12 protein-coding genes are annotated in these 13704 nt (G+C 67.4%); 7 read left to right on the top strand and 5 right to left on the bottom strand.

Annotated elements, in window-relative coordinates; genetic code table 11:
• Positions 1-43 precede the first annotated feature (43 nt).
• Both ATF69_RS05800 and ATF69_RS05805 read right to left on the bottom strand, forming a co-directional pair.
• Positions 44-793, bottom strand: a complete 750-nt coding sequence (locus ATF69_RS05800; RefSeq protein ID WP_146870184.1) for a response regulator — start codon at positions 791-793, stop codon at positions 44-46.
• Positions 790-2736, bottom strand: coding sequence for a type IV pili methyl-accepting chemotaxis transducer N-terminal domain-containing protein (locus ATF69_RS05805; RefSeq protein ID WP_235511605.1), 1947 nt, complete (start codon positions 2734-2736; stop codon positions 790-792). The genes ATF69_RS05800 and ATF69_RS05805 overlap by 4 nt, the downstream gene beginning before the upstream one ends.
• Positions 2737-2807: 71 nt before the next feature.
• On the opposite strand from ATF69_RS05805, the gene ATF69_RS05810 reads away from it, so the two are divergent.
• A complete protein-coding gene (locus ATF69_RS05810; protein WP_146870185.1) occupies positions 2808-3674 on the top strand; it encodes a ChaN family lipoprotein in 867 nt (288 codons plus the stop codon).
• Between the two features lie 9 nt (positions 3675-3683).
• Here ATF69_RS05810 and ATF69_RS05815 read toward each other — a convergent pair whose 3' ends face one another.
• On the bottom strand, positions 3684-6005 hold the full coding sequence (locus ATF69_RS05815) for a putative bifunctional diguanylate cyclase/phosphodiesterase (RefSeq protein WP_165836537.1): 2322 nt from the start codon (positions 6003-6005) through the stop codon (positions 3684-3686).
• A gap of 72 nt (positions 6006-6077) precedes the next feature.
• Between ATF69_RS05815 and purU the strand changes: the two genes are divergently transcribed.
• The 5 genes from purU (at position 6078) to ATF69_RS05840 (ending at position 10694) form a co-directional block, all read left to right on the top strand.
• Entirely contained in the window at positions 6078-6926 is an 849-nt protein-coding gene (purU, locus tag ATF69_RS05820; protein WP_056059864.1) for a formyltetrahydrofolate deformylase, read from the top strand.
• Positions 6927-6938: 12 nt separating this feature from the next.
• On the top strand, positions 6939-7844 hold the full coding sequence (locus ATF69_RS05825) for a LysR substrate-binding domain-containing protein (RefSeq protein ID WP_056059867.1): 906 nt from the start codon (positions 6939-6941) through the stop codon (positions 7842-7844).
• Positions 7845-8120: 276 nt separating this feature from the next.
• Entirely contained in the window at positions 8121-9620 is a 1500-nt protein-coding gene (locus ATF69_RS05830) for an FAD-linked oxidase C-terminal domain-containing protein (protein WP_108499431.1), read from the top strand.
• 5 nt (positions 9621-9625) lie between these two features.
• On the top strand, positions 9626-9985 hold the full coding sequence (locus tag ATF69_RS05835; protein WP_056059873.1) for a CidA/LrgA family protein: 360 nt from the start codon (positions 9626-9628) through the stop codon (positions 9983-9985).
• On the top strand, positions 9969-10694 hold the full coding sequence (locus ATF69_RS05840) for an LrgB family protein (RefSeq protein WP_146870186.1): 726 nt from the start codon (positions 9969-9971) through the stop codon (positions 10692-10694). Before ATF69_RS05835 ends, ATF69_RS05840 begins: the two co-directional genes overlap by 17 nt.
• 55 nt (positions 10695-10749) lie before the next feature.
• Here ATF69_RS05840 and ATF69_RS05845 read toward each other — a convergent pair whose 3' ends face one another.
• Positions 10750-12045, bottom strand: a complete 1296-nt coding sequence (locus ATF69_RS05845) for a DUF445 domain-containing protein (RefSeq protein WP_146870187.1) — start codon at positions 12043-12045, stop codon at positions 10750-10752.
• Between the two features lie 33 nt (positions 12046-12078).
• Entirely contained in the window at positions 12079-13218 is a 1140-nt protein-coding gene (locus ATF69_RS05850; RefSeq protein WP_146870188.1) for an aminotransferase class V-fold PLP-dependent enzyme, read from the bottom strand.
• Positions 13219-13311: 93 nt separating this feature from the next.
• Between ATF69_RS05850 and ATF69_RS05855 the strand changes: the two genes are divergently transcribed.
• A complete protein-coding gene (locus ATF69_RS05855; protein WP_146870189.1) occupies positions 13312-13701 on the top strand; it encodes a hypothetical protein in 390 nt (129 codons plus the stop codon).
• Positions 13702-13704: the final 3 nt, after the last annotated feature.

Consider the following 13704-nt stretch of genomic DNA (forward strand, 5'->3'; position numbering starts at 1 on the left):
CAGCGGCAAATCCCTGGCCGACCACGGCGGTTGCACTGCCGCGCTACTCTGCGCGCTGCCGGTCTGACGCGTAGACGGCCGCCTGAACGCGCGAACTCAGGCCCAGCTTGCGCAGGATGTGCTGCACGTGGATCTTCACCGTGGTCTCGGCGATGTCGAGCGTGCGCGCGATCTCCTTGTTGCTTGCGCCGCGTGCAATCTCGCGCAGCACGTCTTCCTCGCGCGGTGAGAGGGGTGTGAAGCCGCTGGCGGCGCCTGCAGCGACCGCAGCGGCATCGGCGGGTATGGACGCGACGGGCGTTATCTCGGGCGCACCCTGCGACCGGAACGCCGCCACCAGCTTGCCCATGAGTTCGGGGCTTACCACGGGCTCACCCCGGGCGGCACGGCGAATGGCCTGGGCCAACAGGTCGCCGTCGATGGTCTTGAGCAGGTAGCCCTGCGCGCCGTTGCGCAGCGCGGTGGCCAGGTCCTGCGCGTCCTCGCTCACGGTGAGCATGAGCACGCGCGAGGCGGGCGAGACTTCGCGCAGGCCCTGGATGGCATCCACGCCCATCACCCCGGGCAGGTGGTTGTCGAGCAGGATCACCTGCGGCTGCAGCTGGGGCACAAGCCGCAGGGCCTGCGCGGCATCCCCCGCCTCGCCCACCACGGACAGGCCCTCATACTGGCTCAGCAGCGCGATCAGCCCGCGACGGAACAGCGTGTGGTCGTCCACCACCAGCAGCGTGACCGGCGGTGTCGTCGGCGCTGACGCGGGGGTTGTGGCAACGGGCAATACGGAGGTCGTCATGGCATGGTGGCTTGTTGGGGGGCTACGGCGTATATCGAACCCGCTGAATGGGTGGATGCGGCGGGCTGGTGAGGCTGGGTGGGTGCGACCGAGGGAAGCTCGATGCACACGCGGGTGCCCTGCCCCGGAGCGGACTCCACCTGGACCACTGCGCCAATGCGCTGGGCCCGCTCGCGCATGATGCCCAGGCCTACATGCAGCGAGTCCGGTGGCACGGAGGCCACCTCAAAGCCAGTTCCGTTGTCCTGCACCTCAAAGCGCCAGCGTGGATGGCGGTGCACCAGCACATCCACCCGCGTGGCGCCCGAATGTTTGCGCACGTTCGACAAGGCCTCCTGCACCATGTGCAGCACCTGGATCTGCACGTCCTGCGCCAGCGGCAAGCCGTGGCCCACCATGCCCAGCGTGGTGGCCATGCCGGTCTGGTGCTCAAACTTGGACAAGGTGGCGCGCAGCGCTGACTCGATGTCTTCCTCGCTGGTTCGGGTGCGGAAGTGCACCAGCAGCTCGCGCACATCGGAATAGCACTCGCGCACACCCACATCCAGCTCGCCGATGCTGCGGTCGCGCTTGGCCTCATCGCCGCGCGCCACGGCATCGCGCAGCAGCTGGGTCTGGATCTTGAGGAAGGCCAGCGACTGGGCGATGGAGTCGTGCAGCTCCCGCGCCAGCAGGCTGCGCTCCTCGGCCACCGCCGCCTCGCGCTCCAGCGCGGTGGCACGCAGGCCCTCCATGGCACTGGCCAGGTGGCGCGTCATGGCTTCGAGCAGGTCGCGCAGTTCATCGGTCAGCTCCACTGGCGAGCGGAAGAACAGATCCACCTCGCCCAGCAGGCGCTGCAGCATCTGCACCGGGATGGTGACCATGGTCTGGAACCCCGCCTCGCGGCAATGGGGCAAGGCAACGGTGGTCGACGGTGTGATGGGAATGACCCGCGTGCGCGCCTGGGCCTGCGGCTGGCCACACAGGCAGGTGCCCGTGTGCAGGCAGTGTTCGCCTTCGGCCATGGTGCGCGGCAGGCCGTCGCCCGCCAGCAGCACATAGCGTTCGTTGGCCTCATTGGACCAGCGCACGGCAGCTGCGTCGGCCCCCGCCACGCGGCGGATCTGCTGCACAAAACCCTGGGCCAGCAGCTCCAGGCTGCCCGCCGTGCTGGCCAGCGCGCTCACCTCATACAACGCGGCCAGGCGCTGGTTCTGCACAGCGATGCTGGCGGTCTTTTCGCGCACCTTGTGCTCCAGCTCGTCGTGCGATGCCTGCAGTGCATGCGCCATGAGGTTGAAGCCCGCCGACAGCTGACCGAACTCGTCATCCGTATCCACCGGCAGCCGCGTGCCCAGCTCGCCCTGGCGCAGTCGGGCCTGGGCCTGCTGCAGACGTGCCACGGGATTGATGACCAGCAGATAGCTCACCGCCATGAAGGTCACGGCAGCCACGATGGCCAGCGCCATCATGAACAGCTGGAACAGGTGCAGCGCGGCGGTCCAGCCCGCGATCTGGATCTCGATGGCATCCACAAAACCATCGACCTGCTGCACAAAGGCATCGGCCTCTGCCAGGTTCCGGGCGCGGTCCGGGGGCGATGCGCTGACCCACCCGGTGCGGGCCTCGGCCCACCGGGCGCGGATGCCATCGAACCGCGTACGTGTCTCATCGCTCCACGGCACAAACAGCGGGCGCGACGGATCGCCCGTGCGCAGCAACTCCAGGCTGGCGTCGAACTGGCGGGCGCGTTCTTGAACGGCCTCGGGTGGCTCGGTCTGCAGCACCAGCACCATGCGCAACATGTTCATGCGCAGGCGGCCGGCCTCGTTGACCGCCGCTGCGCCGCCCTCGAGCTTCCAGGTCACCCACAGGGTCAGGCCGATGGAAGCGAGCGCCACCAACAAGAAGCCCGCGCCCATGGCAAGGAGTTTGGTGGAGAGCGTGGGACGGGAGCGCATGGCGCAGTGTAGGGAAGGGGCATGGCCACAACCTTGACCTGGGTCAAGAGCGGCCCGCGTAGCATGGAGCCATGCAACGACTGCCCCTCCCTCTCCTGCGCACCTGGCTGGTGCTGGGAAGCGTCACCGTGGCGCTGGCTGGCTGCGCCTACGCCCCTGCCCCGGGCACGCCGCCCTCCCCCCTCTGGACCGACCGCTTGCAGAGCCTGCTTCCCGCCGATGTACTGCTGTTGGGCGAGCAGCACGATGCCCCCGACCACCAGCGCCTGCAGCGCGAGGCCGTGGCGTGGTTGTCCTCGCGCGGGCAGCTGGCGGCCGTGGTGATGGAGATGGCCGAGCGGGGCCAAAGCACACGGGGCCTGCCGCGCGATGCCAGCGAAGCGCAGGCCCAGGCCGCCCTGCAATGGGACAACGCCGCCTGGCCATGGCAGGCCTATGGTCCGGTGGTGATGGCGGCCGTGGGCGCCGGCGTGCCCGTGTTGGGAGGCAACCTGCCTCGCGCCCGCATGCGGGCCGCCATGGCGGAGACCGCGTGGGACCGGCACCTGCCCGCCCCCGCGCTGGCGCAGCAATACCAGGCGCTGCGCGACGGCCACTGCGGGCTGCTGCCGGAGCCACAAATTGCGCCCATGGCCCGCATCCAGATCGCCCGCGACGCCAGCATGGCCCGGACGGCCCAGGAGGCGTTGCGCTCCGGCCAGACAGTGCTGCTGGTGGCTGGCGGCGGCCATGTGCTGCGCCACCTGGGCGTGCCAACCCATTGGCCGGCAAATCTGGTGTCAAAAGTAGTGATAGCGCAGGTGGAGCATGCGCCAGCCGCTATCAAATCAGGTGCACAAGCAGATGCCGTGGTCCAGACCCCGGCGCTGCCCCCGCGTGATGTGTGCGCAGAGTTGCGCGAGCAGTGGCGCCCTGCGCCCCCCGGACAGAAGGTCTGAGCGCGCCTTTTAGCCCTGCGCGGCGGCTGCAGTCTCCGCCTGCGCGCGCAGCAGCGCCACAAAATCGTCGGCAGGCACAGGGCGGCTGCACAGGTAGCCCTGGTAGGCGTCGCAGCCCCGTTCGCGCAGGAAGGCCAACTGGCCCTCGGTCTCCACCCCCTCGGCCAGCACCGACAGGCCCATGCTGTGCCCCATGGCGATGATGGCGGCGCTGATGGCCATGTCGTCCTCGCTTTGCGGAATATCGCGGATGAATCCCTGGTCGATCTTGAGCACGTCGATGGGAAACCGCTTGAGCTGCGCCAGCGACGAATAGCCGGTGCCAAAGTCATCCACCGCGATGCGCACCCCCAGCTCGCGCAGGCGCACCAGCACCTGGCGGGCTTCTTCGGTACGTTCGGCCAGGGCGCTTTCGGTGATCTCCAGCTCCAGCAGTGCCGCGGGGAACCCGCTGGCCTGCAGCGCGGCCGCCGTGCAACCGGCCAAGTCGGTCAGGTGGAACTGGCGCGGTGACACATTCAGCGCCAGGGTCAGCGGGGGCAGCCCGGCATCACGCCATTGCTGGCCCTGACGGCAGACCTCGCGCACCACCCATTCCCCCAGCGGGCCGATGACGCCCGAGGTCTCGGCCACGGGAATGAAGCGCGCGGGGGAGATCAGCCCCTCTTGCGGGTCGTTCCAGCGCACCAGGGCTTCGGCGCCCTGGATGCGACCGGTGGCAATGTCGATCTGGGGCTGGTAGTACATCTGCAGATGGCCCTGGGCCAGCGCCAGGCGCAGGCGCGACTCCAGCTCCAGCCGCTCGCGGGCCGCCTGGGTCATGGCCTCGTGGAAGAAGCACCACGCCCCCCGGCCGCGCGCCTTGGCGCCATAGACTGCCGCGTGGGCGCCCTGCAGCAGCAGTTCGGTGGTGCCAGCGTGCTCAGGGAACATGCAGATGCCCACACTGACGCCCGCCACCACCTCGAGCCCGTCGGGCGAACGCCAGGGCTCGGCCACGGCGCGGATCAGGTGGCGCGCCACGGCGGCGGCACCATCGGCATGGCGCAGGTTGCGCGCCACCACGGCCAGCTCGTCGCCCGCCATGCGCCCCAGCACGTCTCCGGGCCGCAGGGCGGACTGCACCTGCCGCGCAATGTGTTTGAGCACCTCGTCGCCCGTGGCATGGCCGTAGCTGTCGTTCACGTCCTTGAAGCGGTCCAGGTTGAGCAGCAGCACGGCGATGTGCTCGCCACTGCCTTGCGCCTCCTGCACCGCCAGCTCCAGCTGGTGTCCGAACCAGGTGCGGTTGGACAAGCCCGTGAGCGGGTCGTTGTGCGCCAGGTATTCCAGTTGCCGCTGCTGGGCCTTTTCTTCGGAGATGTCGGTGAACATGCACACGTAGTGCGTGATCTCGCCCGCCGGGTCGCGCACGGCCGACAGGGACATGTGCTCCGGGAAGATCTCGCCGTTCTTGCGGCGGTTCCAGATCTCGCCCTGCCAGTACCCGGTTTCGGTCAGCGCCGACCACATCGCCTCATAAAAAGCCTTGTCGTGGCGGCCCGACTTGAAGACGCGCGGGGTCTTGCCCAGCAGCTCCTCCTCGGTATAGCCCAGCAGGCGGGTGAACGCCGCGTTGACCGACAGGATGCGGCTGTGGGCGTCGGTCACCACCACGCCCTCCATGGTGTTGTCCACCACCGTGGCCGCCAGGCGCTGGCGGGCCTCGCTGCGCTGCAGCGCGGCCCGCGCGGCCTTGATCTCGTCGAGGTCCTGCACCACACACACGAGGTGCGCGGGCTCATCGCCCACTTCGGGCGCCAGCGTCACGGTGCACAGCACAGGCGCCCGGCGGCCGTTGTCCAGCCGCAGGCAGTGGCGCTCGCCCACATAGTGGTCGATCTCGCCAGCCAGCAGGCGCTCCAGTTGCGACGCCGCCCAGTCAGGGTCCTGGGCGATCATCACATCGCGAAAATTGAGGCCCAGCGTCTGCGCGGGCGTGGCCCCCAGCAGGTCGCACAGGCGGGCGTTGGCCCACAGAAAGCTGCCGTCCAGCGCCACCCGCGCAAACCCGGCCGGCGCATGGCGCACGATCTGCGTCAGCTCCTGCGCCATGGCCATGCGCACCTTTTCGGCGCGGCGCATGCGCCGCAGCAGCCACCAGGCCAGGCCGCTGGTCAGCGCCACATAGCCCCAGCCCTTCCAGGTCTGAAAACGGGTCAGCAGGGCCGGGTCGGTCACCCAGTGGGCCAGCAACACATCGCCCGCAAACACCCAGGCCACCCCCAGCACCAGGTACAGCAGCATGCCCCGCCAGGGGACCAGTGATGAGGCATAGCCCTCGTTGCCCATTGCGCTTCTTGCGCTCCTTGTTGATTTCACGGTTTCACGGCCTTTGGCCCTTGCTGCGACAATTGCACAGCTATGACCAACGCCTACATCCTTACCCTGTCCTGCCCCGACCGCCTGGGGCTGGTGCACGCCGTCTCCGGCTTTTTGCTGGAGCATGGCGGCAACATCGAAGAAGCCGCGCAGTACAACGACCACGCCACGGGCCTGTTCTTCATGCGGGTGCAGTTTGCCTGCGACCAGCACGACCACCCCACCCTCAAAGCGCGCCTGACCAGCTTTGCCGAGCCCTACAACATGCACTGGAGCCTGCACGCCACGGCAGCCCCCATGAAAACCGTGCTCATGGTCAGCAAGGAAGGCCACTGCCTCAACGACCTGCTGTTCCGCTGGAAGAGTGGCCTGCTGCCCATCGACATCCGCGCCATCATCAGCAACCACCGCGACTTCTACCAGCTGGCGGCCAGCTACAACGTGCCGTTTCATCACATCCCGATGACGGGCAGCACCAAAGCCCAGGCCGAAGCCAAACAGTTTGAGATTATCGAGGGCGAAGGGGCCGAGTTGGTGGTATTGGCCCGTTACATGCAGATACTTTCTCTTGACCTATGTCAAAAGTTGGCCGGTCGGGCCATCAACATCCACCACAGCTTCCTGCCCAGCTTCAAGGGCGCCAAGCCTTACTACCAGGCCCATGACCGGGGCGTGAAGCTGATCGGCGCCACGGCCCACTATGTGACGGCCGACCTGGACGAAGGCCCGATCATCGAGCAGGACGTGGCCCGCGCCGACCACACCGACACCGTGGAAGACCTCACGGCCCGCGGCCGCGACACCGAAAGCCAGGTGCTGGCCCGCGCTGTGAAGTGGCACAGCGAGCACCGCGTGATCCTGAACGGCCACAAGACAGTCATCTTCCGCTAGTCCAGCTTTCCCATGGCCACGGCAGCCCCGTCCTCCTTCCTCAGCAGCGCGGCCCGGCGCATCCCGCCCATCCAGTGCCTGCTGACGTTCGAGGCCCTGGCTCGCCTGCGCAGCGTGACGCAGACGGCCGACGAGCTGTGCGTGACGCCCAGCGCCGTGAGCCACCGCGTCAAGCAGCTGGAGCAGATCCTGGGCGTGCGGCTGTTTGGCCGGGCCGATTTTTCGCTGACCACCGAGGGCAGCGCCTACCTGGCCCATGTGCGCGAGGGGCTGGGCGCGCTGCAGCGGTTCCCCGGCCAGGCGGCAGCACCCGGGCGGCGGCGGCTCAAGCTGGCCGTGACGCCCACGTTTGCGCGCACCATCCTCATCCCCCGCCTGCGCCAGTTCACCGAGGCCTATCCCGAGATCGACCTGGCGCTGCAGGTCTCCATCCCGCTGCTGGACGTGGTGGCCGAAGACGCCGACCTGATGGTGCGCTTTGGCCCTGGCCACTATGCCGACGTGGAGCATGTGGAGCTGGCGCGCGACGTGGTCACGCCCCTGGCCTCGCCCGCGTTCGTGCGCGAGCACGGGCCCTTTGACCGCCCCGAAGACCTGGAGGGCGTGCCCCTGCTGCGCAGCCCACTGGAGCCCTGGCGCACCTGGTTTGCTGCCACGGGTCTCGACTGGGCCGAGCCCAGCGAGGGCTCGCAGTTCAACGACATCGGCCTGATGTGCGACGGCGCCGCTGCCGGCATGGGCGTGGCGCTGGTACGCCTGAAGCTGGGCGCGCCCTGGCTGGAGAACGGCACACTGGTGCGCCTGTTTGACACCGACACCGCCAGCCCCCACGCGCACTACCTGTGCTGGCGCACGGGCACCATGGACCGGTGGGAATGCGCGGCGTTTGCCGAGTGGCTGCGCAAAACCATGGCGTAGTAGAGGTATCTCCCTGAGTCGCCTTGGGCGCCTTCTCCCTTCTCCCTTCTCTCCGCTGCGCCGGGAAGGGGGACGCAGCCCTTGCTGCGGGGCGGCCCTTGCTCGGCTGCCCTCGCCCGAGCCGCGCCCGCCTCCATCAGGCTCAGGCAGATTTGCCTCCAGCACTTGCCCAACAGACATCAGCAGCTATCAATTGATGAGCAATCCGGTGTTTTTCACAATCCCCTGAAGAAAAGCTCAAGCCCGGGCACCGAGCCATCCCCTACAGTGACAGCCATGAACACTGCCGCCGACCCCACCGTAGCCCTGTCCGAACGCGCCGCACGCCAGGCCGAGGTTGTCCAGGCCCTGGGCCGCGTGCTGCCCGCCCACGCCCTGCTCTGGCACAACGAGGACACCACGCCCTACGAATGCGACGGCCTCACCGCCTACCGCCAGCGCCCCCTGGTGGTGTGCCTGCCCGAAACGTATGACGAAGTGCAGGCCGTGCTGCAGGTCTGCCACCGGCTGCAGGTGCCCGTGGTGGCGCGCGGCGCAGGCACGGGCTTGTCGGGCGGCGCCATGCCCCACGCCATGGGCGTGACGATGTCGCTGGCCAAGTTCAACCGCATCCTCGACATCAACCCCGAAAGCCGCACGGCCGTGGTGCAGTGTGGCGTGCGCAACCTCGCCATCAGCGAGGCGGCAGCGCCCTACAACCTGTACTACGCCCCCGACCCCAGCAGCCAGATCGCCTGCACCATCGGCGGCAACGTGGCCGAAAACTCGGGCGGCGTGCACTGCCTCAAATACGGCCTCACCGTGCACAACGTGCTCAAGGTGAAAGGCTTCACGGTGGAGGGCGAACCGGTGGAATTCGGCAGCGAGGCGCTCGACGCCCCCGGCTACGACCTGCTGGCCGCCGTGATCGGCAGCGAAGGCATGCTGGCCGTGACCACCGAAGTGACGGTCAAGCTCATCCCCAAGCCCCAACTGGCGCGCTGCATCATGGCCAGCTTTGACGACGTGCGCAAAGCGGGCGACGCGGTGGCTGCCGTCATCGCGGCGGGCATCATCCCTGCGGGCCTGGAGATGATGGACAAGCCCATGACTGCCGCCGTCGAAGACTTTGTGCATGCGGGCTACGACCTGACTGCGGAAGCCATCCTGCTGTGCGAGAGCGACGGCACACCCGAAGAGGTAGAGGAAGAAATTGGCCGCATGAGCGACGTGCTGCGCGCTGCAGGCGCCACCGCAATCTCGGTCAGCAACGACGAAGCCGAGCGCCTGCGCTTCTGGAGCGGCCGCAAGAACGCCTTCCCCGCCAGCGGCCGCATCAGCCCCGACTACATGTGCATGGACTCGACCATCCCGCGCAAGCGCCTGGCGGACATCCTGCTCGCCATCCAGGAGATGGAAAAAAAATACCAACTGCGCTGCGCCAACGTGTTCCACGCGGGCGACGGCAACCTGCATCCGCTGATCCTGTTCGATGCGAACGATGCCGACCAGCTGCACCGCTGCGAGCTGTTTGGCGCCGACATCCTGGAGACCAGCGTCGCCATGGGCGGCACGGTGACGGGCGAGCATGGCGTGGGCGTGGAGAAGCTCAACAGCATGTGCGTGCAGTTCTCCGCGGCAGAGAACGCACAGATGTTCGGGCTCAAGCACGCGTTTGATCCGGCAGGGTTGCTGAACCCCGGCAAGGTAATCCCCACGCTGAACCGGTGCGCGGAGTACGGGAAGATGCTGGTGCGTGGGGGGCAGATCAAGCACCCCGACCTGCCGCGTTTCTGATAGCCATGAAGGCGCTGCAAGGGCTGGCCTTTCTTCTGCTCATGCAGTCGGGGGGCGAGGCGCTGTCTCACTTTTTGAAGCTCCCGGTCCCAGGGCCGGTGGTCGGCATGGTGCTGCTCTTGCTGGCCTTGCGTTGGCAGCCCGTGCGGGATGCCGTAGCCCCGGCGGCGGGCTTCTTGCTCCAGCACCTGTCGCTGCTGTTTGTGCCGGTGGGCGTGGGGGTGATGACCCACCTGGCGCTGCTGAGCACCTATGGCCTGCAGCTGGTGGCGGTGATTGTGCTGTCCACCTGGGTCGGTATGGCCGTGACGGCGCTGGTGCTGCGTCTTTTGCAGCCCAAGGAGACCCATGGCGAACTTCGTTGAGCTGTGGGTGTACCTGGCATCGGCCCCACTGTTCGGGCTGACCGCAACGCTGGCGGTGTATGTGCTGGCGCAGGCGCTGTCGGTGCGCTCGGGGCACGCGCCCTGGGCCAACCCGGTGATGCTGTCAGTGGCCATTCTGGCCACGGTCATGCTGGCCACCGGCACGGCCTATCCCACGTACTTTGCGGGCGCGCAGTTCATCCACTTCTTGCTGGGCCCTGCGGTGGTGGCGCTGGGCTGGCCCCTGTGGCAGCGCCGCGCGGCCTTGCGCTCGCGTTGGGGCCGGCTGGTGCTGGCCTCGCTGGCGGGTGGCAGCGCGGCGGCCGCCAGCGCTGTAGGCCTGGGCTGGGCACTGGGCCTGCCGGGTGATGTGCTGATGTCGCTGGCCCCCAAATCCGTCACAGCCCCGGTCGCCATGGGTATCGCCGCACAGATCGGCGGCGTGCCCGCCCTGGCCGCCGTGTTCGCGGCGCTGACGGGCATGGTGGGGGCGCTGTCTGCGCGCTGGTTGTTTGGCTTGATGCGCCTGCCCACCGACGCGCAAGGCATGGCACTGCGGGGCTTTGCGCTGGGCACGGCGTCACATGGCATCGGCGCGGCGCATGCGCTGCAGGTGCATGCCGAAGCGGGGGCGTATGCAGGGTTGGCGCTGGGGCTGCAGGTGGTGCTGGCGGCGGTGCTGATCCCGCTGGTGTTCCGGTTGTTGTGAGGGGTGCGGCAAGGGCATCACCTCTTGCCCCACACTGCGCCGCGCTCAGCGGCCCTCACCCGCCCCACAAAGCCCGCCCCATCTCCCCCACATGCGACACAGCAAACAGCACCAGCCCGATGAGCCCGCCCACCACGGTGCCATTGATGCGGATGTACTGCAGGTCCTTGCCAATGTTCAGCTCGATCAGCTGCGTCATCTCTTCCGTATCCCACCGCCGCACCGTGTCCTCGATGTGCTGCGCAATGAACGCCGACACATCCGGCGCCAGACCCTCCACCCAACGCTCCAGCCTGTCATTGAACGACTGCCGCAGCGCCGCGTCCCCCGCCAGCGACTCGCCCAGCCATAACCCCAGCTTGCCCACCTGCCGCGCCAGCACCGAGTTGGCATCGGCCAGGTCGCGTTGCAGAGCGCCGCGCAGATCCAGCCACAAGGTCTGCACATAATCTGCCACCGTGGCGTCGGTCTGCAACCAGGTGCGTATCTCCTCGCCCTTGCGCTCCCATTCCGGGTCGCTGCGCAGGCGCTCGATAAAGCGCTGCACCGCCACATCAAACTGCGCACGCAGCGCATGCTGCGGGTTGGCGGCCACATCGGCCATCACACTCTCCAGCGCGCGGGCCAGCAGGGCCGAGCCCTTGTCGCCCAGCCAGTCGCTGGGCAGCAACTTCTCGGCGCGCGGGTGGTCCTTCTTGAGCCAGGCCACGATGGACTGCGCGACCCAGGTGCGGGTTTGCTCGTTCTGCAGCAGTTCGATGAGCTTGGCCAGCACGTCGTCCAGCAGCGCCTGGTGGCGGCCGTTGTGCGTGAGGGTGTCGAGCACTGCCGCCAGGGCACGCGACATATCCACCTGCCCGATCAAGGCACGCGCGGCCTTGTGGATGAAGCGCTCCACCTGCGCGTCCTGCACCGTCTCCAGCGCAGCCGATGCCAGGCGCGTGGCCTGGTGGCCCAGCAGCGCGGCGTTGCCGGGGGCAGTCAGCCACTGCGCCAACCGCTCGGCGGGGTCGTGCCGGCGGATCAGCGACACCAGCGAGGGCACATCCAGGAACTTGTCGCGCACAAAGGTGGCGAGGTTGCGGCCAATGCGCGCCTGGTTGCGCGCAATGACCGCCGTGTGCGGAATGGGCAGGCCCAGCGGGCGCCGGAACAGCGCCACCACCGCAAACCAGTCCGCCAGCGCACCCACCATGGCGGCCTCAGCCATGGCCTTCACACCGTTGAGCCACAGGCCGCGTTCGACCACGCTGGTGGCGATGAACACGGCCGTCACGAGCAACAACAGGTCCAGTGCCTGGCGCTTGGCCCGGCGCAAGGCGAGGGTTGCGCTTTCAGTCTCGGCGTTCATCCGAGCAAGCCCGCCGACCTGGACCGCAACCTGTCAGGCCGCCGCCGCAATCTGGTCCAGCGCCTTTGACAAGTGGCCCACGGTGCGGTCCACGTTGTGCCACTTCTCCAGGCCAAACAGGCCAATGCGGAAGGTCTTGAAGTCCGGCCCCTCATCGCACTGCAGCGGCACACCCGCAGCCGTCTGCAGGCCCACTTCCATGAACTTCTTGCCGTTCTGGATGCCGGGGTCGGTGGTGTAGCTCACCACCACGCCAGGCGCCTTGAAGCCGTCGGCTGCCACGCTGGGAAAGCCGCGCGATTCGAGCAGCGCGCGCACCTTGGCGCCCAATTCGATCTGCTCGTCACGCACCTTGGCAAATCCATATTCACGCGTCTCGGCCATCACCTCGCGCAGGCGCACCAGCGCATCCGTGGGCATGGTGGTGTGGTACGCGTGCTGGCCCTTTTCGTAGCCCTCGGCAATCTGCATCCACTTCTTGAGGTCGCACGAAAAGCTGCTGCTCGTGGTGCCCTCGATGGCTTCGCGCGCACGCTCGGACAGCATCACCATGGCGCAGCAAGGCGATCCGCTCCAGCCCTTTTGCGGCGCGCTGATGAGCACATCCACGCCCGTGGCCTGCATGTCCACCCACATCGCGCCCGACGCCACGCAGTCCAGCACAAACAGCGCGCCCACCTCATGCGCAGCTGCCGTCAGCGTGCGGATGTAGTCGTCGGACAGGATGATGCCGCTGGCCGTTTCCACATGGGGCGCAAACACCACCTTGGGCTTTTCTGCGCGGATGGTGGCGGCGACTTCTTCAGCGGGGCATGGTGCCCAGGGCGCCCGCGGGCCACTGCCCTGCTGGCGCGCCTTGCACACCACGGAACCACCGCCCAAGCCCTTGTCGGCATCAAAGATCTGCGTCCAGCGGTAGCTGAACCAGCCGTTGCGCACGATGAGCACCTTTTCCTTGTTGGCAAACTGGCGCGCCACGGCCTCCATGCCGAAGGTGCCGCTGCCGGGCACCAGCACGGCGGTGTGGGCGTGGTAGACCTCTTTGAGCGTGCCCAGGATGTCCTGCACCACGCCGGTGAAGCGCTTGGACATGTGGTTGAGCGCGCGGTCGGTGTAGACCACCGAAAATTCGAGCAAACCATCGGGGTCGATATCGGGCAAAAGGCCGGGCATAGCATCTCCGTGTTCAATGGGGGTACAGCATACTGCGAGGCCACTCAATATTTGAAAGCATGCTTACATGCCTATGCTGACGCCTCACAAATCATGCAACGACTCATAAGTTGGTTCAAAGAGGTGTTTTCGTTTCGCGGCTTCACCATTTTGACCAGCACAACGGTCATCGTCCTTGTACTAGCGAAGCTAGGGGGCGCAGCTGCTACGTTCAACCCAATGACGACGATGGGCCGTCAATGGAGCGCCCCGTTATGGGCCAACCTGCTCGTGCTGGCAGCGATCCTGCTGCCGTATGCGTCAAGCAAAAGCATGGCGTCAGCTGGCAGCAAGCGCGCACTGCAGATCTTGAGTACTTCCTATGCAATTGGCGGCTTCGCCTGTGCGGCGCTGTGGGATCCGGGCCTGGGGCTACTGTTCATTGCACTCGGAAATTGCCTGCGACAGGTGACCAAGGAATCGCAAAAACGATCCCGGCCTTGATCC

The organism is Acidovorax delafieldii, from assembly GCF_007993815.1.
Lineage (GTDB): Bacteria > Pseudomonadota > Gammaproteobacteria > Burkholderiales > Burkholderiaceae_C > Acidovorax > Acidovorax delafieldii.